General features: G+C 65.7%; 19 protein-coding genes, 1 CRISPR repeat array and 1 riboswitch. Of the genes, 3 read left to right on the top strand and 16 right to left on the bottom strand.

Going from position 1 to position 22,786, the window contains the following annotated elements; all coding sequences use genetic code 11:
* Positions 1 to 29 precede the first annotated feature (29 nt).
* The 6 genes from MARKY_RS11955 to MARKY_RS04970 form a co-directional block, all read right to left on the bottom strand.
* Entirely contained in the window at positions 30 to 797 is a 768-nt protein-coding gene (locus tag MARKY_RS11955) for a cytochrome c biogenesis CcdA family protein (protein ID WP_013703788.1), read from the bottom strand.
* Between the two features lie 10 nt (positions 798 to 807).
* The gene (locus tag MARKY_RS04990; RefSeq protein WP_013703787.1) at positions 808 to 1,356 is read right to left on the bottom strand and encodes a TlpA family protein disulfide reductase; all 549 of its coding nucleotides are present in this window, start codon (positions 1,354 to 1,356) and stop codon (positions 808 to 810) included.
* Positions 1,357 to 1,467: 111 nt separating this feature from the next.
* Positions 1,468 to 1,836 carry a thiol-disulfide oxidoreductase DCC family protein gene (locus MARKY_RS04985; RefSeq protein WP_013703786.1) on the bottom strand — a complete coding sequence of 123 codons (369 nt, stop codon included), beginning with the start codon at positions 1,834 to 1,836 and terminating at the stop codon, positions 1,468 to 1,470.
* A 2-nt stretch (positions 1,837 to 1,838) separates the two neighbouring features.
* Complete coding sequence (locus MARKY_RS04980) at positions 1,839 to 3,116, bottom strand: DUF3179 domain-containing protein (protein ID WP_013703785.1); 1,278 nt, start codon at positions 3,114 to 3,116, stop codon at positions 1,839 to 1,841.
* 130 nt (positions 3,117 to 3,246) lie between these two features.
* Complete coding sequence (locus MARKY_RS04975) at positions 3,247 to 4,764, bottom strand: ABC transporter ATP-binding protein (RefSeq protein WP_013703784.1); 1,518 nt, start codon at positions 4,762 to 4,764, stop codon at positions 3,247 to 3,249.
* A 58-nt stretch (positions 4,765 to 4,822) separates the two neighbouring features.
* Positions 4,823 to 5,947 carry a BMP family lipoprotein gene (locus MARKY_RS04970; RefSeq protein WP_013703783.1) on the bottom strand — a complete coding sequence of 375 codons (1,125 nt, stop codon included), beginning with the start codon at positions 5,945 to 5,947 and terminating at the stop codon, positions 4,823 to 4,825.
* A gap of 88 nt (positions 5,948 to 6,035) precedes the next feature.
* Between MARKY_RS04970 and ligA the strand changes: the two genes are divergently transcribed.
* From ligA to MARKY_RS04955, 3 genes are read left to right on the top strand one after another with little or no spacing between them, the layout of a single operon-like run.
* Positions 6,036 to 8,066 carry an NAD-dependent DNA ligase LigA gene (gene ligA, locus MARKY_RS04965; RefSeq protein ID WP_013703782.1) on the top strand — a complete coding sequence of 677 codons (2,031 nt, stop codon included), beginning with the start codon at positions 6,036 to 6,038 and terminating at the stop codon, positions 8,064 to 8,066.
* A 5-nt stretch (positions 8,067 to 8,071) separates the two neighbouring features.
* Complete coding sequence (locus tag MARKY_RS04960; protein WP_013703781.1) at positions 8,072 to 8,662, top strand: SCO family protein; 591 nt, start codon at positions 8,072 to 8,074, stop codon at positions 8,660 to 8,662.
* Positions 8,663 to 8,673: 11 nt separating this feature from the next.
* Positions 8,674 to 9,165 carry a hypothetical protein gene (locus MARKY_RS04955; RefSeq protein WP_013703780.1) on the top strand — a complete coding sequence of 164 codons (492 nt, stop codon included), beginning with the start codon at positions 8,674 to 8,676 and terminating at the stop codon, positions 9,163 to 9,165.
* On the opposite strand, the gene metX is transcribed toward MARKY_RS04955, so the two are convergent.
* The 10 genes from metX to casA form a co-directional block, all read right to left on the bottom strand.
* Complete coding sequence (gene metX / locus MARKY_RS04950) at positions 9,146 to 10,294, bottom strand: homoserine O-acetyltransferase MetX (RefSeq protein WP_013703779.1); 1,149 nt, start codon at positions 10,292 to 10,294, stop codon at positions 9,146 to 9,148. The genes MARKY_RS04955 and metX overlap by 20 nt on opposite strands.
* A gap of 171 nt (positions 10,295 to 10,465) precedes the next feature.
* Positions 10,466 to 10,575: riboswitch (SAM riboswitch) on the bottom strand.
* Between the two features lie 95 nt (positions 10,576 to 10,670).
* Positions 10,671 to 11,405, bottom strand: a complete 735-nt coding sequence (locus tag MARKY_RS04945) for an aminotransferase class IV (RefSeq protein WP_041658284.1) — start codon at positions 11,403 to 11,405, stop codon at positions 10,671 to 10,673.
* Entirely contained in the window at positions 11,392 to 13,275 is a 1,884-nt protein-coding gene (locus MARKY_RS04940) for an aminodeoxychorismate components I/II (RefSeq protein WP_013703777.1), read from the bottom strand. The genes MARKY_RS04945 and MARKY_RS04940 overlap by 14 nt, the downstream gene beginning before the upstream one ends.
* A 240-nt stretch (positions 13,276 to 13,515) precedes the next feature.
* A CRISPR array of direct repeats spans positions 13,516 to 16,962; the repeat unit is 29 nt; unit sequence CGGTCCATCCCCACGTGCGTGGGGACTAC.
* Between the two features lie 58 nt (positions 16,963 to 17,020).
* Complete coding sequence (gene cas2e, locus MARKY_RS04935) at positions 17,021 to 17,377, bottom strand: type I-E CRISPR-associated endoribonuclease Cas2e (protein ID WP_013703775.1); 357 nt, start codon at positions 17,375 to 17,377, stop codon at positions 17,021 to 17,023.
* Positions 17,337 to 18,308, bottom strand: a complete 972-nt coding sequence (gene cas1e, locus MARKY_RS04930) for a type I-E CRISPR-associated endonuclease Cas1e (RefSeq protein ID WP_013703774.1) — start codon at positions 18,306 to 18,308, stop codon at positions 17,337 to 17,339. Before cas1e ends, cas2e begins: the two co-directional genes overlap by 41 nt.
* Before the next feature lie 8 nt (positions 18,309 to 18,316).
* Entirely contained in the window at positions 18,317 to 18,937 is a 621-nt protein-coding gene (gene cas6e / locus MARKY_RS04925) for a type I-E CRISPR-associated protein Cas6/Cse3/CasE (protein WP_013703773.1), read from the bottom strand.
* Positions 18,912 to 19,577, bottom strand: coding sequence for a type I-E CRISPR-associated protein Cas5/CasD (cas5e, locus tag MARKY_RS04920; protein WP_013703772.1), 666 nt, complete (start codon positions 19,575 to 19,577; stop codon positions 18,912 to 18,914). Before cas5e ends, cas6e begins: the two co-directional genes overlap by 26 nt.
* A 1-nt stretch (position 19,578) precedes the next feature.
* Positions 19,579 to 20,700 carry a type I-E CRISPR-associated protein Cas7/Cse4/CasC gene (gene cas7e / locus MARKY_RS04915; RefSeq protein WP_013703771.1) on the bottom strand — a complete coding sequence of 374 codons (1,122 nt, stop codon included), beginning with the start codon at positions 20,698 to 20,700 and terminating at the stop codon, positions 19,579 to 19,581.
* Positions 20,697 to 21,203: a type I-E CRISPR-associated protein Cse2/CasB gene (gene casB / locus MARKY_RS04910; protein ID WP_013703770.1), complete on the bottom strand. Its 507-nt coding sequence runs from the start codon at positions 21,201 to 21,203 to the stop codon at positions 20,697 to 20,699. The genes cas7e and casB overlap by 4 nt, the downstream gene beginning before the upstream one ends.
* Positions 21,200 to 22,702, bottom strand: coding sequence for a type I-E CRISPR-associated protein Cse1/CasA (gene casA, locus MARKY_RS11620; RefSeq protein WP_013703769.1), 1,503 nt, complete (start codon positions 22,700 to 22,702; stop codon positions 21,200 to 21,202). The genes casB and casA overlap by 4 nt, the downstream gene beginning before the upstream one ends.
* Positions 22,703 to 22,786 lie beyond the last annotated feature (84 nt).

Here is a 22,786-nt window from a genome sequence, read left to right as displayed (position 1 = left end):
GTGGGGGCCGTTCGTGTAGAGGGCGCGGACTAGGCGGCCTGCGCGAGCTGGTCCGCGTTTAATCCTGTTAGGTACGCTAAAAAGGCGGGGAGGATGGGGAGCACACAAGGGGACATGAAGGAGAGTGCCCCTCCTAAAAACGCGATTAGGTGCGTGGGTTCGCTCCCGGCGAGCGCGTACTCCGCGCTTCCAAGCCCCGCCAGGTACGGGGAGAAGGTGGCCACAGCGTTCGTGAGCAGCACCACGCCCACCCCGATGAGGAGCACCCCACCGATCCGCTCGACGAGGAGCGTGTACCGGTTGAGCTTGCGCCAGTAGGTCAGCATCTGCGCCGCGATCAGGAAGGGGATCGCGAACCCTAGGGAGTAGCTCGCGAGCAACAACCCGCCCTGGAGCGGCGAGCCGCTCGTCCCCGCGATCACCAGGATGCCCGCGAGGATCGGGCCCACACAGGGCGTCCACCCCGCGCCGAACGCCACCCCCACCAGCATCGAGCCCAGGTACCCCGAGGGCTTGCGCGCCAGGTGCAGCCGCAGATCCCGCTGCAGAAACGGGATCGGAATCACTCGAAGCATGACGAGCCCCATCAGCACCAAAAACACCCCCGCGCCGATGCGGAGCGCGTCCCCGAAACTAAAGAGGAAGTCGCTCACCAGCCCCGCGCTAAACCCAAGCGCGATAAAAACCAGGCTCAAGCCCATCACGAAGGCCAGGCTGTGCAGCGTGACCTGCAGGCGCAGCCACGCTCTAGAAGGCGCGCCGTTCACGGTACTCACGTCCTCACCCCCAACGTGCACACTCCCTCCATCACGGCCTCCACTCGACCCCGATCTCCGCGAGGAGTTGCGAAAGCTCCCGCCGGGTAAAGGCCCCAACCTTCACCGCGCGGATCACGCCGTCCGCGTCGATAAAGAACGAGGTGGGCATGCCGCGCACTCGGTAAGCGCGAAGCACACCGAGGGTCGTGTCGAGCTTCACTCCGGCCGCCTCGAGCTCCTTCCGCCGCGCGCGGGTGGGGTCGAGGGCCGCGGGAAGGGACAGGTTGTGCTCCTCCAGAAAGGCCAGCGCGGTCTCGAAGCGCTCGTTGTTGTTGAGGAGCAAGACCCCCAGGACCTCCGGCCCGAGCGCGTCCGCCACGCCCTGGATGAGCGGCAGCTCCTCCACGCACGGGGGGCACCAGCTGGCCCACACATTGAGGAGCAACGGCCGGCCCAGAAAATCCGAGAGCCGGATCACCTCCCCGTCCCGCCCTACGAGCGTGAAGTCCGGGGCCTGCGTCCCGATCCCCTGGGCTAAAGCAGGCCACGCCAGTCCCATCGCCCAAACCACCACCGCTATGCGCAGAACGTACTTCACGGCTTTGCACCTCCACCTTAGGGTATGCCTCCACGAGCGTCTCTGTAGTATGCGCCCCAACATGGTGAAAGGAGTGTTAAACATGTGAAGCGGGTGAGGGACACGAGCGCCTCACGGCAACCCGTGCGAGCCACACCCCGCCCCCCCGAACCGGTGCCGGTGCGCGGCCACCCAGCCGTACACCCCATCCGCCACGCGCCCCAGCCCCGGCAGGCGGTACACCGCGTAAAAGACCGGCACGCCCAGCGCGAGATCCAAGGTCCTAAAAACCGCCGCCGCGCCCCGGTAGCACCGCCCCTCCTCCACGAGCCACACCGCCTCCCGCGCCGCGCTCAACCCGATCCCCGCGCGCTCGAGAACGCCCGGCGCCTGAAACGCGACGATCTCCAAGCGCCGTGCACGGTCCCACCGCATCCACCGGCGCGCCCAGCGGACGCAAAACCCGCAGCCGCCGTCGTACACCAGCAGGGCGCGCTTCATCGCTACTCCGTCGAGATACCGTACACCCGGGTCTCGGGCTTAAACGCCGCCCAGGCGAACCACAGGGTGTTGTCGTGAATGACCGGCTCGAGCCGCTGGCCCTCGAGCGGCCCCGAGGTCGCCGCCCCGAACAGATTCCAGGTGCTCCCGGTCTGCTGGTCCACGAAGGCCTCGCCGTTCCACTCGAAGGTCAGCACCCGCCCGTCCAGCTCCCGGCGGAAGACCGCCACCGCACCGACATCCTTACTGCCGCTGATCGAGGAACGGTCCAAGGCACTCGTGGTGCCCTCCCGCCACATCACCACGATCGGCACGCCCCCCACCGCGTCGTTCACCACCCGCACCTCCTCCAAGACGCTAAAGGGGTAGGCGACCGGTTCCCCACCGAGCTCGAGGCTCACCACGCGCAGCTTGGGGGGCAGGCGGCCGTCGGTCGGCCCGCTAAACAGGAAGGGCGGCTGGTCCACGCGGTCGTACCCGACGTACGGGTTCTGCCCGTACCGCCGGGAGAACCCCGTCTCTCGCGAGAGCACCACGCCCTCCGGGAAGGCCTCGCGGAACTCCGCGAAGCTCACGATCTGCACCGGGTAGCGCAGGAGCTTCACCCCGGTCAGGGTGCCCACGTTGCCCTCCGCGGCGAGCTGCGCCCAGAGGGTACTGGTCGCCGAGTCGAACATCACCAGATTGGAGTTGAAGAGCATCCCTGAGGTGCCGAAGGTCACCTCGAGCGCGGCGACCACCTGAGCCGCCGCTTCCTCCCCGACCTCATCCGCGTAGGCCTCGAGGTAGGCGGCGTCCGGCTCCACGAGGGGCGCGTTCGGGTTCTTCGCGCGCACCGCCTCCAGCTGAGCTTGGGTGAGGGGGACGCGGCGGTCGTAGGCGAAGGCGCTGTTACAGAGCGGGCAGAAGGTCACGGCCACGGGCACCCCACCCACGACATCGTTCGCGATCTCGTGCCACATCAGGATCTGCAAGGGATAGGCCTTGGCCTCCCCGTTCATTCCGAAGGCCAGCACCGGCTCCTGGGGCTCGAGCCACGCCGAGGCCGCCTCCGCAGCGATGAACTTCGGGGCCGGGGTGGGCGGCACCCGGCCGTTAAAGCTCCCGGTAAACCCCAACGCCGGGATGCCCTGGGGCGGGGGGCCGCCGCTGATGACCTCGTTCACGGGGATGTTGGCCGTATCAGCGTCCACCTCGAGCACGACGAAGTTAAAGCTCTGCCCCACGGCCGCCCCCCCAAACAGCAACCCTAAAAAAACGGTTACATACAGGTTTCGCACGGTTGACCTCCACGCTCCACCCTACGCACCCGTGGGGCCGTACCGTGTCATGCGGGCTACTCAGTAAAGGCTCACTCGCGAAAAAAAACAACGCCGGGGGGCTTCGCGCGCCCCGGCGTGGGCCGTACGCTTAAGCGTTCGCGCGCATCCCCGCCATCATCAAGCCCAGCTCCTCTTCCGTGACCTCGCCCGGCCGCACCTCCCCCACGATCCGGCCTTCGTACATCACCAGGATGCGGTCCGATAGGCTCATGACCTCGTTCAAATCCGCGGAGACCAACAGCACCGCCATGCCCGCGTCGCGCGCTTCCACGATGCGGCGGTGGATGAACTCGATCGCTCCGATGTCCACGCCGCGCGTGGGCTGGGCCGCCACCAGCAGCCGGGGACGCCGGGCGAGCTCGCGGCCCACGATGATCTTCTGGGCGTTCCCGCCCGAGTAGCGCCGCGCGGAGAGGTGGATGCTGCGGGGACGCACGTCAAACGCCTCCACCACCTCCTGCGCGTAGCGGTTCACCGCCTCGTCCACGAAAAACCCGAAAGCGCCCACAAACGGCGGTTTGTAATGGTCCCCCAGGATGACGTTGTCCCGCGTGGGGAAGTCCAGCACCAGCCCGCGGGCGTTCCGGTCCTCCGGGATGTGGCTCACGCCCCACTCCCGCACCCGCCGCGCGTCCGGCCTCGCGAGGATCTCGCCGCCGTAGCGCACAGTTCCGCTGTACGGCCTGAGGCCCGTAACGGCCTCCACCAGCTCGGTCTGGCCGTTCCCTTCCACGCCGGCGATCCCCACGATCTCCCCCGCGCGCACCTGGAACGACACCCCATCCAGCCGGGGTTTCTTCCCGGCCTCCGCCACCCGGAGGTCCTGAACCTCGAGCACCACCTCCCCAGGGGTCTTGGGGCGCTTCTCCACGGTCAGGATCACCTCGCGCCCCACCATCATGCGCGCGAGTTCGGGCGGGCTCGTCTCCTGGGTCGCTACCGTGCCCACGACCCGGCCGTCGCGGATCACCGTGACGCGGTCGGAGACCTCCATCACCTCGTCGAGCTTGTGCGTAATGATGATCGCGGCGTTCCCCTGGGCCACGTACCGCCGCAGGAAGCGGAAGAGTTCCGCGGCCTCCTGGGGAGTGAGCACCGCGGTGGGCTCGTCCAGGATGAGGATCCGCGCCTTGCGGTAGAGGGTCTTGAGGATCTCCACCCGCTGCTGCAAGCCCACGGGCAGCTCCTCGATCCGGGCGTCGGGGTCCAGGTCGAACCCGAGCTCCTCGATGAGGCGCACCACCTCGGCGCGGGCCTTGCGGTAATCGATCGAAACGCCCTGCACCGGCTCGGAGCCCAGGATCACGTTGTCCACCACGGAAAGCGGGTCCACCAGCATGAAGTGCTGGTGCACCATGCCGATACCCAGGGCGATCGCGTCCGCCGGGCCGCGGATCTCCGCCCGCTTACCGTCCACGTAGATCTCGCCGCGGTCGGGCTCCACGAGGCCATAGACGATCTTCATGAGGGTGGACTTCCCGGCCCCGTTCTCGCCCACCAAGGCCAGCACCTCGCCCCAGCGCACCCCGAGGTGGATGTCGTCGTTCGCCAGGACCAAAGGGTACTGCTTGGTGATCCCCCGCAGTTCAAGCGCGTACTCACTCACGGCCCCAGTATACGAAACCCCCGGGGAAACACCCCGGGGGCCCAGGGGGGCTCGAGCCTTAGCGCGAGGCGGGCACCTCGATGCGGCCCGCGATGATGTCCTGCTTGATCCGGTCCAGGGCCTCGACGACCGCCGCGGGGATCAAGGCCCGGTTGTACTCGTCCAGGGCGTACCCCACCCCGTCGTTCTCCAGGCCGAACTCCCGCACGCCGCCCTGGAAAGCGTCGTTCACCACGGACTCGATCACCTCGTAGGTGGCCACGTCCACGCGCTTGAGCATCGAGGTCAGGCCGTGGTTGAGCGTCTCGGGGTTGTTGTCGGTGTCCCCCAGGAAGTTCTGGTTCGCGTCCACCCCGATGAAGAAGAGGGGCCGCGCATCCTCGCCGCACTTCTGCTCGTACGCGGGGTACTTCGGCACGTCCGCGAACGGGTCACGGATGAACTCCACGCCCGCCGGGAGGTCGGAGGCCTTGATGCACATCTCCTGCTTCACGAAGTCGATCAGCCCCAGCCCCGAACCGCCGGCCGCGTGGTAGATGATGTCCGCGCCCTGCGCCTTCTGGTTGATGGCGATCTCCTTGGCCTTCGCGGGGTCGTTCCAAGCCGCGGGGGTGTTGCCCACGTAGTTGATCAGCACCGTGCACTCGATGCCGTCCTCCTGGCAGGCGTACTCGACGCCGGCCTTGTACCCCTGCTCGAACTTATGGATGAGCGGGATGTCCATGCCGCCGATAAAGCCCACCACACCGGTCTGGGTGAGCTTACCCGCGATGTACCCCACCAGGAAGGAACCCTCGTGCTCCCGGAACACCAGGCCCACGGCGTTCTCCAGCTTGCCCTCGCCCGGCACCGCGTCGATCACCGCGAAGTTCACGTCCTTGAACTCCCGCGCGTTCGCGGTGATCGCGGGCTCGTTCGCGAACCCCACGCCGATGATCAGGTCAAACCCCTCCTCGGCGAAGGCCCGGATCCCCTGGCCGACCTGAGAAGGATCCGCCGGCTCAAAGTCGAACAGCTGGATGTCAAAATCCTTCTCGGCCCGCTGCGCCCCCTTCCAGGTGGACTCGTTGAAGCTGCGGTCGTTCTTCCCGCCCGCGTCGAAGGCAATACCGATCAATTTCTGGGCGGAACCCATACCCAGCAGCGTAGCTAACATCGCGGATACTAGCAGCAGTCGTTTCATCACTTACCTCCCGTTATGGCTTTCGCAGCCAACGGACATTATACGCGATACAGCAAAGTTCCCCCAGCCCCCCGGGTAAACTAGGACCGTGACGCGGGAAGAAGCCAAGAAACGGGTGCTCGAGCTGCGGCAGGCCATCCGCTACCACAACTACCGCTACTACGTCCTGGACGACCCCGAGATCTCCGACGCCGAGTACGACGCTCTAATGCGAGAACTTAAGGCCCTCGAGGCCCGCTACCCCGACCTCGTCACCCCGGACTCTCCCACCCAGGTCGTGGGAGCCGGGATGATTGAGTCCAGCTTCCGCGAGATTCAGCACCCCACGCCCCTGTACTCCCTGGACAACGCCTTCAACCTCGAGGAGGTCCGGGAGTTCGAGGCGCGCCTCGAGCGCGCCCTGGGAAGGCCGGGCCCGTTCGAGTACACGGTCGAGTACAAGATCGACGGCCTCTCGGTCAACCTGTACTACGAGGAAGGGTTCTTGGTGTGGGGCGCGACCCGCGGGAACGGCCGGACCGGGGAGGAGGTCACGCAGAACCTCCTCACCATCCCGGACGTGCCCCGCCGTCTCGAGGGCGCGCCGGCGCGCCTCGAGGTGCGCGGCGAGGTGTACATGCCGCGCGACACCTTCCTGAAACTAAACCAGGCGCGCGAGGAGGCGGGGCTGCCTCCCTTCAAGAACCCGCGCAACGCCGCGGCCGGCTCCCTGCGTCAGCAAGACCCGCGCGTCACCGCGACGCGCGGCCTGCGGGCCTACTTCTACGGGATCGGGCTGGGCCTTCAGGAGACGGGTGTCGAGACCCAGGCTGAGCTTTTGGACTACCTCAAGCGGGCGGGCTTCCCGGTCGAACCCCACGCGCGGGTGGTGCGCGGCGTGGAGGGCATCGAGACCGCCTACCAGGCCTTCCTCGCCCAGCGGCACACGGTGCCCTTCGAGGCGGACGGCGTCGTGGTGAAGCTCAACAACCTCGCCTGGCAGGACGAGCTCGGGTACACGGCCAAAAGCCCCCGCTGGGCCGTGGCGTACAAGTTCCCCGCCGAGGAGAAGAAGACCCGGGTCCTCGAGGTGATCTTCCAGGTGGGGCGCACCGGCCGCGTCACCCCCGTGGCGGTCCTCGAGCCGGTCCTGCTCGACGGCACCACGGTCTCCCGCGTGAGCCTGCACAACGAGGCGTACCTGGAGGAGCTGGGCTTGATGCTGGGGGACTGGGTGCTGGTGCACAAGGCCGGCGGGATCATTCCCGAGGTGCTGCGGGTCCTGAAGGAGGAGCGCACGGGCACGGAACGGCCCCTCGTCTTCCCGGACGCCTGCCCGGCCTGCGGGCACGCCCTGGTCCTGGAGGGCAAGATCCACCGCTGCCCCAACCCCCTCTGCCCCGCGCAGGCCTTCGAACGCATCCGGCACTACGCCTCGCGCCGCGCCATGGACATCCAGGGCCTGGGGGAACGGCACATCGAGCAGATGCTGGAGAAGGGCTTGATCCGCACCCCCGCAGACCTCTACCGCCTGACCAAGGCGGACCTGGTGAGCCTAGAGCGCTTCGGGGAGAAAAGCGCGGAGAACCTTCTCGCCCAGATCGAAGCGAGCAAAACGCGCGGCCTGGAGCGGCTGCTGTTCGCCCTCGGCATCCCCCAGGTGGGGGAGGCCCTCGCCCGCACGCTCGCGCGCCGCTTCGGCACCCTGGACCGGCTGCTCGAGGCCACCCCGGAGGAACTCTTGGAGGTCGAGGACGTGGGAGAACTCACCGCGCGCCGCATCCACGAAACGCTTCACGACCCCGCGATGCTCGAGCTGATCGAGCAGCTCCGCGCCGCGGGCGTGAGCTTCGAGGCCAAGGAACGCCCCCGATCGGACGCGCTGGCGGGCCTGACCTTCGTCCTCACCGGGGAGCTCTCCCGCCCCCGAGCCGAGGTGAAGCGGCGGCTTGAAGCGCTGGGCGCGAAGGTCGCGAGCGCGGTCAGCAAGAAAACGAGTTACGTGGTCGCGGGTGCGGGCGCGGGCAGCAAGCTCCAAAAAGCGCGCGAGCTGGGGATTCCCGTGCTGGACGAGGCGGGGCTCGAGGCCCTCATCCAACAGCGCTTGGGCCAAATGTCCCAGGCGGGGGCTCTAGAATAGGGACGATGCGTTGGCGAATCGCTCTACTCGTCGCGGGGGTTCTAGCGATCGCGGGGTACGCCGCCTACAAGGCGCTTTCTCCCAAACCCACGTTTCACGGCACGATGCTCAGCACGCCGCGCCCCGTCCCGGACTTCACGCTAATAGACGGGGACGGGCGCCCACGACGCTTTAGCGCGTTCCGCGGGAAGACCCTCCTCGTCTTCTTCGGGTACACCCGGTGCCCCGACGTCTGCCCCCTCACGATGCAAAAACTCGCGCTCGCCTACCGCGCGCTCGGAGAGCCCGAGGACCTTCAGGTCGTGATGATCAGCGTGGACCCCGAAACGGACACCCCCGAGCGGATCCAGCAGTACGTCACGGGGTTCCACCCCCGCTTCGTGGGGCTCACCGGCACCCCAGAAGCGATCGCTCAAGCGGCCTCCGCGTTCTTCATCTACTACCGGGCTCGAGACCAGCTGGTGGATCACACCGCAACGATCAACCTCGTGGACCCCCAAGGGCGGCTCCGCGTGGTGTACAACGAAGCCAACCTCGCCCCTCAGACCCTCGCCGAGGACCTGAAACCCATCCTCGCGCGGGGCGGTCGCTTCTAACGGGAGTCCCCATGCGCGCACTCCTCCTCACCCTCCTCCTCCTCGGCACGCTCGCGCAAGCCCACGGCGGGCACCTCGAGCTCGAGAACGCCCGGATCCTGGTGCGCGATACGGAAGCCTTCCTCGAGGCGCGGCTGGTCTACGGGGAAGAAGAACCCCTCGCGCTCACCGCGGTCGTCCTCCAGGGGGTGGAAGGCGTCCTCGAGGAACGCCAAACCCAGGGGTACGCGCCGCTCTCCCGCATCGAGATCCAGCCGGGCACCCTAGAGTTCGGCCCGGAAACCCCCGTGCGGGTGCGGTTCGAGATCGCCGGACTCGAGCTGAAAGGCCCCACGGTACCCGTGACCTTGCTCATCACGCCCGGGGGGCTCGTTACGCAAGCGGTGCCCTTGGATACGGGCACCGCCTCAGTGCGCCCGAGCCTCGGCGTGCTGCTCGCGGTACTCCTCGCCCTCTGGGTTCTGCTTGGGCGTTACCGCCGCGCTAAACCCCAAAGGCCTTGAGCACCGCGGCCACCTGGTCGTGCTCGATGAGGAAGGCGTCGTGCCCGTGCGGGCTGACCAGCTCCGCGTACTCGCCGCGCGCGGCCTGGGCCAGCGCCCGCACCGCCGGGGCCGGGTAGAGGAGGTCGCTGTCGATCCCCACGAAAAGCCGCGGCATCGCTAGGCGCTCGAGGACCTCGGGTAACGCCCCCCGGCCGCGGGTCACGTCGTGCGTGGTCATGGCGTGGGAGAGCGTGAGGTAGGTGTTCGCGTCGAAGCGCCGCAGGAACCGCTGGGCCTGGTAAGCGATGTAGCGCTCGCTCTGGCTGGGGTCCGCCCCCCAGCGCGCCTCGAAGCTCCGGGGCGCGCGGTAACTCATCATGGCCACAGCGCGGGCCACCGCCAGGCCGGGAGGCTGGGCCTCGTAACGCCCGTTACGAAAAGCGGGGTCGTTCAGGATCGCCTCGCGGGCCACGCGGTTAAACGCGCGCGCCCAGGGGCCGTAGCGCTCGGTGGCCGCGATCACCACGAGCCCCGCCGTGCGCTCGGGGTACATGAGGGCGAACTCGAGGGCCTGCATTCCCCCCATGCTGCCCCCGATGACCAGGGCCCGCTCCACCCCCAGGTGATCCAAAAGCCGCGCCTGGACCCGCACCATGTCCCGGATGGTGATGGGGGGGAACTCCGGACCGTACCGCCGGCCGGTCGTGGGGTTTCGGCTCGTGGGGCCGGTGGTGCCGTAACAACTGCCCAGGATGTTCGCGCACACCACGAAGTACCGCTCGGGATCCAGGGGCCGGCCCGCCCCCACGAGCGCGTCCCACCAGCCCTTAGGGCCAAAGGCCCGCTCTAAAGGCGTGAGCCGCGCCAGGGTCGCTGCGTCGTAGGTGCCCGCGAGGTGCGCGCTGCCCGTGAGGGCGTGGAACACGAGGACCGCGTTGTCCCGCTGGGCGCTCAACCGGCCGTAGGTCTCGAACCGCACCCGCACCTCGGGAATCAACCGCCCCTCCTCAGTCACGAACGGCGCGGTTCTAGGCCAAAGCACCGCGGTACGCGGCCGCACCGTGGCCGCATCCGACGCGTCAGTCACGGGGTGCAGCAGTAACGCCTCGTGCTCCCCCCACGCCTCGCACACCACGGTCCCGGTCATACCGCCCCCTTCCGGGCGGCGTGCCCCGTCTTTTTCTGCACCGGAATGGTATCGCGCATACCCCCTCCTTCCCCGCGCGGGCCGGTTGGAAGGGGGTAGCAACTCCCCCTTCCCGCGTCGTTCTCCAGAACGCTCGAGAAGGGGGTTAAGCTTTTTAGGCCGCCTCCCCTTCCCTTATCTTCCCCGCCGAAGCGGGCCGGAATTGGCACCGTGACGTGGGCGCACGCCCACCGGTTGCCGCGGCTTCACAGGGCCGGTCCCTCCACCGCTCTGGATAAGAGAACGGGCAGATTGTCGCCGCGCGCCCGCGCGGTTACCCTAGAGTGTACCCCCCCTAACGCAAAGGGTCAAGGATTCAATCCAAAAGGCACGAAGCCTACCTCGGCCCACCCCCAGGCCGGAACCGCTCCACCAACGCCCGCACCTCAGCGTCCCGCACCGCCCCCACCGGAACCAGCCCCACCCCGCTCCCCGCCAGGAGCAGCTGCCCGGCAAGCGCCCCCGGCGCAAGACGCGCCCGGCGCACCCCCAGGCCCATCTCCCGCGCGGCCTCCGCCACCACCTCCCGGGTGATGCCCTCGAGGCCGCCCTCGAACACGGTCAACACGCCGTCCCGATACAGCAAGGGGCTGGTGCGGCTCCCATCCACCACGCACCCCTCCCCATCCAGCAGCAGCGCCTCGAACGCCCCCGCCGCCCGCGCCTCCGCGAGGGCCAACCGGTACGGCAGGTAGTTCCCCGTCTTGTAGCGGGCGAGGTCCGGGTGCACCCGCCAGCGGCTCACGTGCACCCGCACCCCCTCGAGGTACACGCCTGGCTCCAGCGGGCGGTACGGGCTGGCCTCCGCGCACCACACCCCCTCCCCCACCGTGAGCCGCACCCGAAGGTCCGGTCCTTGCACCCGAAGCAGCTCCCACGCCCGCTCGAACGCCGCGTGCCCCGGGTACGGCAGGCCCAACGCTTCCGCATGGCGGCGCAACCGGTCCAGGTGCCGCCCCCACCAAAGCGGCTCCCCCCCCTCGCTGCGCAGCGTCGTAAAGACCGAAGCCCCATGGTACACGAAGGCCACGGGCCACGCCGCGGCCGCAGGCTCCCCGTTAACGATCACCAGCCGCACCCCGCACCTCCAAAAAATTCGCGAGCAGCTCGAGGCCATACGGGCTCAGCATGCTCTCCGGGTGGAACTGCACCCCCCAAGCGGGCCGCGAACGGTGCCCAACCCCCATCACGACCCCGTCCTCCGTCCACGCGAGGCGCTCCAGCACCGGCGGCAGGTCGCGCAGGTGCAAGGAATGGTAACGAGTAAACGGCGCGGGGTCGGGCAGCCCCGCGAACACCCCGCGCCCCACGTGCCGCACGGGGTGCGCCTCCCCGTGCACGGGGCGCGGCGCGCGCTCCAGCACCGCCCCTAACGCCACGCCAAGCGCCTGGTGCCCCAAGCAAACCCCCAGGAACGGCACCCCATCCTCGAGAGCCGCCCGCACCCACTCCAGCGTGCGCCCCGCCGTGAACGGATCCCCCGGCCCCGGCCCCACGACAAGGTGCGTCGCCCCCCCAAGCGCGGGCGGCTCCCCGTGATCCACCACGCGCACCTCCGCGCCCAGCATCCGCAGGTAGTTCACGAGGTTGTAACTGAACGAGTCGTGGTTCTCCAGAAAAACCACCCGCGCCGCGTAACGTCGCCGCGGCCGCGGAGGACGCCAGGCCTCAATCACGCGCGGCGGCTCGGGCCGTACCCCAGGCCGCCCCTGGCCCAGCACGTACAGCAACGCCTCGGCCTTATGGCGGGTCTCCTCGTACTCCCGCACCGGATCACTCTCGATCACGATCCCCGCCCCAGCGGACAGGTACGCCCACCCCCCCGCCAGGGTCAAGCTCCGGATCAGGATATTGAAGTCCGCCCCCCGCCCGGAAACATACCCCAAACTCCCCGTGTACGCCCCGCGCGGCACGGGCTCGAGCTCAGCGATGGCTTGCATCACGCTCTCCTTAGGCGCACCGGTGATCGTGCCTCCCGGGAAGATCGCCCGCAAAGCCGCCCCCACCCCGGCTCGGCTCACTCCCCGCACCTCGCTCACCAGGTGCATCACGTGCGAGTACCGCTCCACGGTGAAGGCCTCGCTCACCTCGACCGTCCCCGGCTCCGCCACGCGGGAAAGGTCGTTACGCAGCAGGTCCACGAGCATCACGTGCTCCGCGCGTTCCTTCACGTTCGCCCGGAGCTCCGCTTCGAGGGCCTGGTCCTCCTCCGGCGTGCGGCCGCGCCGGCGGGTCCCGGCGATCGGCCGAGCGGATAGCACCCCTTCCCGCAACGCGAACAACCGCTCGGGACTCCCGGAAACCACCGCCCACCCCGCCCCCTCCACGAGGCCCATGAAGGGGCTGGGGTTCGTGCGCCGCAGCGCCGCGTAGTAATCCAGGGGGTCCAGCCCCACAGCGGGGAAACGAAAACGGTGCGAGAGGTTCACCTGGTACACCCACCCCGCCCGAATGCGTTCCTGCACCGCCTGCACCCCAGCGATGAACGCCTCCCGCGGGTAGTCGCTCACGAGCCGCACCTCCGGAAGCCCGACGGGCATTCCGGGGTCCACCTCCAACAAAACGCTGGGGGCCTCCACGAGGCGGCCGTCCTCCCAAACGTACCCCTCAGGGTAGTAACAAAACGCCGCCTCGGGCAGGCCCGGCATGGGCGCGCGCGCGGGCAAGCCCAAATGACGCGCGAACTCGTACGCGAAAAACCCAATCCAGGCCGGGAAGTGCCCCTCCCCCAGCCCCTCCTCGAGGCGCTCGAGAAGGTCCAGGGCCGTTCCCACGAGCCGGCCGTCCTCGTACAGAACCCCGCCCCACACCTCGAGGCGGCGCGTGGGCCGGAGGCCGAGCAGGGTGCGGCGACCGAACGCGGTGCGCGGCCCTAGGGACTCCAACAGAGCGGGGCGTAAACCCAGCGCTCGCGCGCGACGGTACAGGCCCAGCGCCTCCATACGGACCGAATTCTACACCCCTAGCCCAGCCGCACGAACCGGAGGGGCATCCCCAGAGCTGGCCGCTCGCTTGGCACGACCGGGATCCCCTTCCAAAACACCAGCGACGCCATCGCGCGGGGAATAGGTTCGCTCATCCTGGGCATCCTTTAACTCCGCGTGCCCAGAGGTTCGCCTTCCCCAAGGAAGGTCCCGCAAGCGCGCCTACGAAGCGGAGTCGATCGAGGCGCGCCTGGCGGACGGTCCATCCCCACGTGCGTGGGGACTACGTCAAAACCGCGTGTATATGCCCATTCAGCATCGGTCCATCCCCACGTGCGTGGGGACTACGTATTCATGGCGTAGAATTGTAGCAGATTATCCGGTCCATCCCCACGTGCGTGGGGACTACGCCCCGCGGCGCATGGTGCGCGGCGTGGCGAACGGTCCATCCCCACGTGCGTGGGGACTACCTGCCCGTGACGGGCGTGCTCACGACTTTTTTCGGTCCATCCCCACGTGCGTGGGGACTACGAAAACCCGGACATTAAGCGGCCATTCCGGTACGGTCCATCCCCACGTGCGTGGGGACTACTGGAGTTCGCGGATGAGGAACGCACGGACGGCTGGTCCATCCCCACGTGCGTGGGGACTACGAGCGCACACGTACCGTGACCTCCCGCAGGGGCGGTCCATCCCCACGTGCGTGGGGACTACTAACCGATGGAGAGCCCGCTGACGGCTCCCAGCGGTCCATCCCCACGTGCGTGGGGACTACTCAATACGCAACCTGGGCCTACAACCCCTCAACGGTCCATCCCCACGTGCGTGGGGACTACGGGCGGAAGTTCTTCGCATAATAATTCGTAGACGGTCCATCCCCACGTGCGTGGGGACTACGCGGTTTATTTCATCGCCCGTGTATGGTATTCCGGTCCATCCCCACGTGCGTGGGGACTACACGGGGAACACAGGTACCTCGCCTATCTGGACCGGTCCATCCCCACGTGCGTGGGGACTACTATCGCCCATCCGGCCTTGTCCATTTCGATCCCGGTCCATCCCCACGTGCGTGGGGACTACGAGCGCCCACGCGCTGAGCAGATCGTTCACGTCGGTCCATCCCCACGTGCGTGGGGACTACTACGGACGCGTTCGGCGTGGTGCTCAAGGCGTTCGGTCCATCCCCACGTGCGTGGGGACTACATGGCCCGGGCCATCGGCTCTGACTCCGCAGACGGTCCATCCCCACGTGCGTGGGGACTACGGGCGGGTCCTGCCGTAACCAGTCCAGGAGGGCGGTCCATCCCCACGTGCGTGGGGACTACAACGGCCCTGGTGGCTTTGGCTTCCTCCCACTTGGTCCATCCCCACGTGCGTGGGGACTACGGCCCAGGACTGAATCTCTAGCGGGGTGAGGTCGGTCCATCCCCACGTGCGTGGGGACTACCTCTTTTGCTTTTGACGTGCTTGCGGATACTCTGGTCCATCCCCACGTGCGTGGGGACTACCGGAATAAGTGCGTATGCGGATTTATTGTATGCGGTCCATCCCCACGTGCGTGGGGACTACGGACTAAAGCGCGTCAAGTACTTCACGCGTTACGGTCCATCCCCACGTGCGTGGGGACTACGGGGTACCTCATCCGCGTTACTTGGGGAAGATCGGTCCATCCCCACGTGCGTGGGGACTACTTCAAAAAGCATGGCATGAGTACCGGGCTACCCGGTCCATCCCCACGTGCGTGGGGACTACGGGCTCTCGGGCGTGAGGTTAGGGTTATGTCCCGGTCCATCCCCACGTGCGTGGGGACTACGCCCCCGCATCGGCGAGGCAATGGCGCTCCAGCGGTCCATCCCCACGTGCGTGGGGACTACCCCCTCAGGCACATTCCGGGCGTTACGTTGTGCGGTCCATCCCCACGTGCGTGGGGACTACCTGAGGCGCGGAGCAGCGAGCTCGAGACTAAACGGTCCATCCCCACGTGCGTGGGGACTACACCTTGACGCTCTTGTAGGTAAGCGGCACCCTCGGTCCATCCCCACGTGCGTGGGGACTACGCAATCCCGCACGCTGCTCGGCCTGTGGAGCAAGGTCCATCCCCACGTGCGTGGGGACTACACCTCAGTGCGCTTGATGAGCGGAACTGGGTTCGGTCCATCCCCACGTGCGTGGGGACTACTCGATAGCCTCAACCTCACGCGCGCGGGCAAGCGGTCCATCCCCACGTGCGTGGGGACTACGGAAGTCCCGGTTCTTGCTGAGGTTCGGCGTGAGGTCCATCCCCACGTGCGTGGGGACTACGCGTTCAGGATGATCGCGGCGCGGTGCTCGTTCGGTCCATCCCCACGTGCGTGGGGACTACGAACCGTGGACGCGGAGACGGGCGAGGAGGTCCTGGTCCATCCCCACGTGCGTGGGGACTACTGTAGTACGTCACGCGCTCCAGGGGCGTGAGCTGGTCCATCCCCACGTGCGTGGGGACTACTGGGGGCGGGGCTTTGTGTTGCAGGGGCTAGAGGGTCCATCCCCACGTGCGTGGGGACTACGTGTCCAGTTGCGCGATATCCACTAGGGTATACGGTCCATCCCCACGTGCGTGGGGACTACCGAGGTACGAGTCCACCCCGAGCGAGCCGGCACGGTCCATCCCCACGTGCGTGGGGACTACTCTAGCCACCCCGCGATGGGCTTGACCTCTAGCGGTCCATCCCCACGTGCGTGGGGACTACGAGAGCAGGTTTTGCGCCTCGCGTAGTCCCTCTGGTCCATCCCCACGTGCGTGGGGACTACCATTACTAATCACCTCACTCTTAGGTGCTGATCGGTCCATCCCCACGTGCGTGGGGACTACGATTACCCCCACGTCCAACACGGATAAGGCCGAGGTCCATCCCCACGTGCGTGGGGACTACATAAATATTAGGGTTTGCGTTCCCACTTGGCCGGTCCATCCCCACGTGCGTGGGGACTACAATGGGTTCAGCCCAACCCGCCTCCACGAAGACGGTCCATCCCCACGTGCGTGGGGACTACGACCGGGGCGCGGTCCTGGAGGAGACCGTGGACGGTCCATCCCCACGTGCGTGGGGACTACGGTTTCCTGGACGTTAGCGGTTTCCCCAATCTCGGTCCATCCCCACGTGCGTGGGGACTACAGTGAGGAGGAGGTCCGGCAGCTCGAGCGGGGCGGTCCATCCCCACGTGCGTGGGGACTACGGTTTTGCGTGCTGGACGGGCTCGAGCCGCGCCGGTCCATCCCCACGTGCGTGGGGACTACCACCCCGCACGCGTGAGCCACGCGCCGCAGCCACGGTCCATCCCCACGTGCGTGGGGACTACGCTTTTTTCTTCGTTTTTCTGGTTAGTGAAGGCGGTCCATCCCCACGTGCGTGGGGACTACAAACCCATAGCGCCATTCATGAAAGACCCCCCCGGTCCATCCCCACGTGCGTGGGGACTACTTCGTTTCGGGTGTTTGGGGTGGGTCCAGGTACGGTCCATCCCCACGTGCGTGGGGACTACTTATACGGGGTTTTCTTGCGTTTGCGCCTTCTCGGTCCATCCCCACGTGCGTGGGGACTACCGCTTGGGCGGCCTGGATCGGTGCGGCCCAGGCGGTCCATCCCCACGTGCGTGGGGACTACTTAGACCACGTAGCCACGCCCCAAACGTTACTCGGTCCATCCCCACGTGCGTGGGGACTACAGATGTCCTGGACAGCACAAACCCTTACTCCTCCCCCTCTATGTGTTTACCAGGGGCACTACTCTAGGGTCGTGTTGTCAAGATCCTCGCGCATCCGCTCCTGAAGACGCTTTAGCTTCCTTGCTTTGCGCAAAGCTTTCGCGTTCTGCACTGCCACCAGCACTATACCATCAAAGTCTCGTAGGGACCGGTCTTGATAACCGTGCAACTTAAGCGCGAATCCCTGCTCGTTATTGGTCCGGTACGCCATGGCGCAACGACCCTCCCCTGCTTTCTCCACTACCTTCTCCCAGAGGAGGTCTCGCACCATAGCACTCACCCGTCCTACGAAAACACCTGTGTCCACCTCCACAAGCCAACGGGTGAGCTCTCCCCTAAGGCTCCTCGGCACTTTCTCTAGAATCATCACCACCATAAGCTACGCCCCCCTCTACCTCGCCCTCTAGATCCCAGAGCCCTCCGGGGTAGGTGGGGTCGCCCTCTACCAGATCTTTCTCCTCGGGAAGGCCGAGGCCGGAAAAGAGGTCCAGGAGGTCCTCTACCATCCGCTCTAAAAGACGGACCTCCTGGATGCGTTCCCTGAGTGCTCGCCGTACCCGTCGTTCTACTTCCACTTCGGACTCGGCCACGGTGAGGAAAGCGGTGGGGATGAGCACCTCGGTTTTGTAGAGGTCAGCTAGATCGTAAACGAAGGAAAGGAGTTTTCCCGTGTGAATGAAGCCTAAAGCGGGGCTAAAACCGCTAGAGACGATGGCTGCGTGGGCCAGGCCGTAGAGGTACGCGGCTCCGGCGGAAAGTGCGCGGTTCACGGGGTCGGAGTTCCCCCAGTCTCGTCGATCGTAGCTTCGCCCATGCCAGGGAACCCCAGTTTCTCGGCTCCAGCGTGCGTAAGCGGTCCGCACTCGAACGCCTTCGAAACCCCGGATCTGCTTTAAAGTAATCCCTTCGGGGAGGGGATCGGCGAAGCGCTTACGGTACAGGCGGAGCACGACCTCCAGGTGAAGTTTGGGGTCGGCCCAAGCTCGGGCCTGGAGGTAGAGCCGCCGAGCGCTTCGGGTATCCCCCAGGCCTTGAGCGTAGAAGCGGGCAAATCCTTCCCCTATCCAGGCCACGGTGCACCCGTTGCCTGCTAGGGCTCGAATGGCGGCGTGGGTGATTCGGGTTCCGGGACCTAGGAACAGCACACCAAGGGCGGCTACGGGAACCAGGGTGGCTCCTTCCTGGTCGTAGATTGCAATGCCTTGGGCTTCCTGCTCGATGAAGGCGTGCTCTACGTACAGGTAGGAGAGTCCATCCCGGAATTTAGGGAGTTCTTTCAGGTTCCTGGTGTTCGGGACCGGGGGCATCCCGCACCTCACGGAGCCAGCGAGAGTAACCCGAGACCCAGGGCTTTCCCGGGGCCTACGCCCCGTTCCAGGGTAGCTCGGGCCTTCTCGGGGTCCAGCACCTCTAGAATCCCCTCGAAGAGCACCGCCTGAACCTGGAGGAGGGCTTCTTTCTTGCGGGCCTCGAGGAAGACATCCTGCAGGATGCGCGCCCGGTAGCCGTTCTCTCCTCCTAAGAGGCGGAATCCTCCCTCCTCTAGTCGTCGGGCCAACCAGGCGAGTTTTTCTTCTGGGTTCTTAAGCGCAATGCGTTTTCCTGTTCGCGCTACCCGCTTGGCCGGGTTAGCTCGGAGGCGAAAACGGAGCGTTTGGCCTGGCCGCAGGTGGGGGTTGAAGGGTTTTGGGGGAAATACCTCGGCGTAGTAGTCCGTTTCCAAGGCTCCCCAGTTTGGTTCCGTCAGGGTTTGGACCAGCACCACGGGCGGCTCGGTAGCCCGGGTGGGCTCGAGCCGCCAGAGCAGCCGTTCTTTTTGGGTCCCTAGGGCCTCTGCTACCGCTCGGGACAGGGTGCGGTGCATTTCGTAGGGGTTCGCCAGGTCGCGGCGTACCGCTTTGGAGCGTGGGTTAAGTACCAGCTTGCTGATCCACAAGGCGCACCTCCTCCTTAGGCAGGACAATTTCTCGCACGTATCGAGCTCCGAACCGTCGTTGAGCGAAGGGGGCGAGGGGCTGGTCATAAACCAGGCGGCCCTGTTCTGGGGGAGCCTCGAGGGCTAGCAGGAGGTCCTCCCTGGGCTTTTCTTTTAAGAGGTAGGGGTAGCCCCGCAAGGCTTCTTCTAGCTCTTCTGGCCTTAGCCCGTCCGGGAGATAGGGGGGCGGGCTTGGTAGGTAGCTTTTTCGGCCCAGGTAGAGGGGGAAGCGGGGGTTTCGGAGGGCTTGGTGTATTTGTTGGAGTAGTTCTTCTGTTCCCTCCACCCCCGCTAGGAAAGCCGCGCCGGATAGGTAGTAGCGCCAGCTTTGTACGTCTCGGAGGGCGCGTCCATCCGCGGCCAGCACGTTTCGGGCCGTTTGGTAATCCACCTTCAGCACGCCCTTTTGATCTACCCGTACCCCCATGCGGAGGGCGGCAAGGTCGGAGATGTCTTCCTTCCGATCCCGGCCTAGGGCAGCGGCGAGGAGGCCCAGCACCCCGCTTTTGGTGGGGTAGGGCCAGGTGTCCCTGTGGTCGAAGCGACTCCGCGTGCCCCAGGACTGCATGGGGCCTTGGAGCCTAAGGAGTAAGGTGGGCATCTCACCCCTCCAGGAGCAAGCGCAGTGCTGCCTCCACCCTAGCCTTCAAGTCCTGCATGTCCTTTAGTTCGGGAAGGGTGTTGTTTAACCGGGCTTCTGTGAGGTTGATCGCGCCTTTCTCTTCTGGGAAGAGGGGGCCGTAGACACTGTCGAACTTTTCCCATTCCTCCAGCAGGGCCTCTACGGAAAGCGTGGAGAGTGCTTTATCTGGACGGGGGCGCAGGGGTTTTTCGAAGGCCGTAGCCAGGTTTCGGGGCAATCCCTCCCCAGCACGGAAGGCAATGAAGAGAGGCAGGTTGTGTGCGGCAAAGCTGTTTTGCTTTCCAGAGGGGAGGGTAAGGGCAAAGGCTTCCAGGAAGGCTCGAGCGCCCTTCACCGCGAGTTCCTTGTCCCCCTGGAGGTTCTCGAGGAGCTGCTCCAGGTTCACCACGGCGTAGCGGTAGAGGGTAGCGGAGTAGAACTCCACGTCCCCCATCATCCCTGCTCCCGTGTCCTCCTTGGGGTTCAGGTCGTCCACCGCGGTGTAGAAGTCAAACTCCCGGTCCACCTTGTGGGTGGAGAGGGCGTGGGCTACCTGAGCGGCGGCGTCCACACCAAGGTCAGGCCGGTCGGCGAGCATCCTCCCGAAGAGGGCCAGGTCCACGGCCTTGCCTCCGTCCAGGACCCGCTCTAAGCTCTTCTTCAGCTCTCCGCTCACCCCGGTTTTGCCTTTTCCTTTGCCCTTCTCTACTGCGAGGGCGTCCAGGTTATCCCGGATCAGTTCCGCCAGGCGGTCCAGCTCCCGGTTCCCTAAGAAGAGCAGGTATTCGGTCTTACCTTCCTTCACTCCGAATCCCAGGGCGTTCAGGGCGTTCTCCACCGCCAGGCGGACCTTATCTTCCTCCACCCCAGGGAAGCGCCTGACCAATTCCTCGACCAGGCGTTTGGTGCGCACTGCCCGCTCAGCATCGGAGAGGAGAAGCTGCTCCTTGAAGGCCGTCCGCACCGCGCGTTTTTGGGCTTGACTGGAGACACGAGCCCGCCGGTATCCACCGAAGAAAGCGTCTTTGGGGCTTCCCGTGTCGTCCCGGTTCAGGTTGTTAGGGGCCACCGTCTGCAGGATGTGTACCTCCAAAAGCTTCATTTCGTCACCTCCGTCGCTTCCGTTCCCGATCCTTCACTTGGTGTTCCGAAGAACTCACGAGCCCATCTAGCCTGTACGGTTTTTTCCGGGTAGAACCAGTAAATGAGGTCGTTTAAGAGTAGGGCGAAATCGAGACCACCCTCTACCAGGCCGACCGCCTGACGCAACCGGTGAGTAATCTGGTCCCGGTCCGCGTCCAAAAGGGCTAGAAAGCGCCGCTCGATGCTGGCCGAGTCCTGGGCCTTCCCCCGAAGTGCACGGGCCAGGGTTCGCCCCTCCTGGTGATCCCCGTCCTTCAAGGCGTAAAGGGCAGCCACCAGGTAGTGGGCCTCTCGACGCCAGCCTTCCTCCCTTACGAAGGGCTCCACGTAAGGCATGGCGGGCGGGTAAGCCCCAGGATCAAAAGCCAGGCTCCGCCTCAGGGCGGCTCGAGCCCGGGTCCAGGCCTTTTGCCCCTTCAGCGCCTCCAGGTAGGCCACGAACCTTTTTGCTGTTTCCTTCACGCCCTCACCTCCCTCAGGAGTCCTCCTAGCCTCTTTTCCCCCTCTGCCAACGCTTTCAGGTGCCGTCCTCCTGTACCTACAAACAGTCGGGTCGCTTCCCAAGCCTCAAGTGCGGCTCTGGCGAGGCTCTCGTTCCATCCTTTTAGGGCTCCGCTTTGCCCTAGTCTGGCCATGAATCCGGGGAAGGCTCCGTCCAGGTGAGCCCAGAAAATCCGCTCCAGAGGGAGGGAAGCCGCGAAGTTGCTGAGTTCCTTGCTATCCTTCTCGCCCAGCATCCCTCGGGCTACAGTCCAAGCCAGGCTCCGCAGTCCTTGGCCCAGAGCTTCTGCTCTCTTGAGACCGACCTCGAGGTCGGAAAGCGCTGTTGCCTCGAGTAGTCCTGGGGGCAGGGGGTAAACCTCCCGGCGTACATCCAGGATCTTGGCTTGGTCCGCCACCTGGCCTAGAACCCGGAGGCCGTGACGTATCGAGTCCCTGAAATAAAGGGATTGTTCTCGGAGTAGAGCTTCCGCGTGCGCTAGGGTGGCAGGCCACGCACCGCCTGCTGCGGGGAGCATGGCTCCGAAGTCTCGCCAAAAGCTCCGTTCTGTGCTCAGTCGAAGGGGCAGCATTTGTCCTTTTTTGTCCTGTCGGTAGGCAACCATGGGGTCACGGAAGTACGCCTCCCCAGGTTTGACTCCAGGCCCATAAGCCATGAAACGAACCCCGCTTCCCTCATCCAGTAGGCGCACGCCTCGAGCGGGCCAGGTGTAAACGCGAGTCGTACCGGAAAGAGGCCACGCCGTTTGGTATCCTTCCACGTCCGTTCGGCGAAGGGGGGAAGCCTCCCACACAGGGAAGTCGTCCTCTGGGGCGTAGGGGACCAGGTTTAGGAGGAGGGTTTCAAAGAGATTCTTTCCTGTGGATAGGAAGGCTGCGGCACCTGCTAATGGCCCTCCTTTGGCTGAAGTTACCTTGAAGCGTTTAAGCAACCCGCCTGTGGTAAAGGTCTGGTGAACCAGGAGGGCTCTGGCCGCCTCACCGTAGCTTGCCGTGGGAAAGGAAGCCTCGGTGGTATGGTCGAACAGGGTGGGGTTATTACCGCTTGCCAGATCAGGACGAAGTTTGACCCAAGGCACCGGGGGGGGATCCTCGGGAAGGTCCGCAATCTGGAGGAAAGGGGTTTGTTGATGGAAGAGGTAAAAGCGTTTGTGGTAGCGGTCCAGGTATGCCTCCAGCTTCTCTTTCGAGAAAACCCCCGACTCGAGTAGATCCAGGGCTCCATCCACATCCCTAGGCCCGCCCAGAGCTCTATGCAGTACGGATAGAAGAAGGCGGTGGAGAGCTGCTTCCTCGAGGGGGGAAGGGGTTTCTATACGCTCAATGCTGTGCGCTTGCACAAGGGCTTCCGCTAGTCCTATTTCCGTAACCGTTCCCCTTTTGAGTACTGGGATCCAGGACTCCTCTAGCAGGTTGAATTTTTCCAAAGGATTCACCTCCTTAAGATTACTGTAGGTCATTAACACGACAAATGGTGTCGTTTTTTAGGATGCCTCAAAACTTGCACTTATGCACCCTGGGGATACCTATGCGCCAGGACCACT

Origin of the sequence: Marinithermus hydrothermalis DSM 14884 (genome assembly GCF_000195335.1) — a bacterium.
Classification (GTDB): Bacteria; Deinococcota; Deinococci; order Deinococcales; family Marinithermaceae; genus Marinithermus; species Marinithermus hydrothermalis.
Note: the sequence above shows the minus strand (reverse complement) of the source record. Positions and strands in the feature narration are given on the sequence as shown.

What these genes read in the sequence shown, in the direction of transcription:
- MARKY_RS04985 (WP_013703786.1), bottom strand. Translation starts at nt 1,836, where the DNA reads ATGAAGCGCGCCCTGCTGGTGTACGACGGCGGCTGCGGGTTTTGCGTC.
- MARKY_RS04970 (WP_013703783.1), bottom strand. Translation starts at nt 5,947, where the DNA reads ATGAAACGACTGCTGCTAGTATCCGCGATGTTAGCTACGCTGCTGGGT.
- MARKY_RS04960 (WP_013703781.1), top strand. Translation starts at nt 8,072, where the DNA reads ATGCGTTGGCGAATCGCTCTACTCGTCGCGGGGGTTCTAGCGATCGCG.
- MARKY_RS04955 (WP_013703780.1), top strand. Translation starts at nt 8,674, where the DNA reads ATGCGCGCACTCCTCCTCACCCTCCTCCTCCTCGGCACGCTCGCGCAA.
- metX (WP_013703779.1), bottom strand. Translation starts at nt 10,294, where the DNA reads ATGACCGGGACCGTGGTGTGCGAGGCGTGGGGGGAGCACGAGGCGTTA.
- MARKY_RS04940 (WP_013703777.1), bottom strand. Translation starts at nt 13,275, where the DNA reads ATGGAGGCGCTGGGCCTGTACCGTCGCGCGCGAGCGCTGGGTTTACGC.
- cas2e (WP_013703775.1), bottom strand. Translation starts at nt 17,377, where the DNA reads ATGGTGGTGATGATTCTAGAGAAAGTGCCGAGGAGCCTTAGGGGAGAG.
- cas1e (WP_013703774.1), bottom strand. Translation starts at nt 18,308, where the DNA reads ATGCCCCCGGTCCCGAACACCAGGAACCTGAAAGAACTCCCTAAATTC.
- cas5e (WP_013703772.1), bottom strand. Translation starts at nt 19,577, where the DNA reads ATGCCCACCTTACTCCTTAGGCTCCAAGGCCCCATGCAGTCCTGGGGC.
- cas7e (WP_013703771.1), bottom strand. Translation starts at nt 20,700, where the DNA reads ATGAAGCTTTTGGAGGTACACATCCTGCAGACGGTGGCCCCTAACAAC.
- casA (WP_013703769.1), bottom strand. Translation starts at nt 22,702, where the DNA reads ATGACCTACAGTAATCTTAAGGAGGTGAATCCTTTGGAAAAATTCAAC.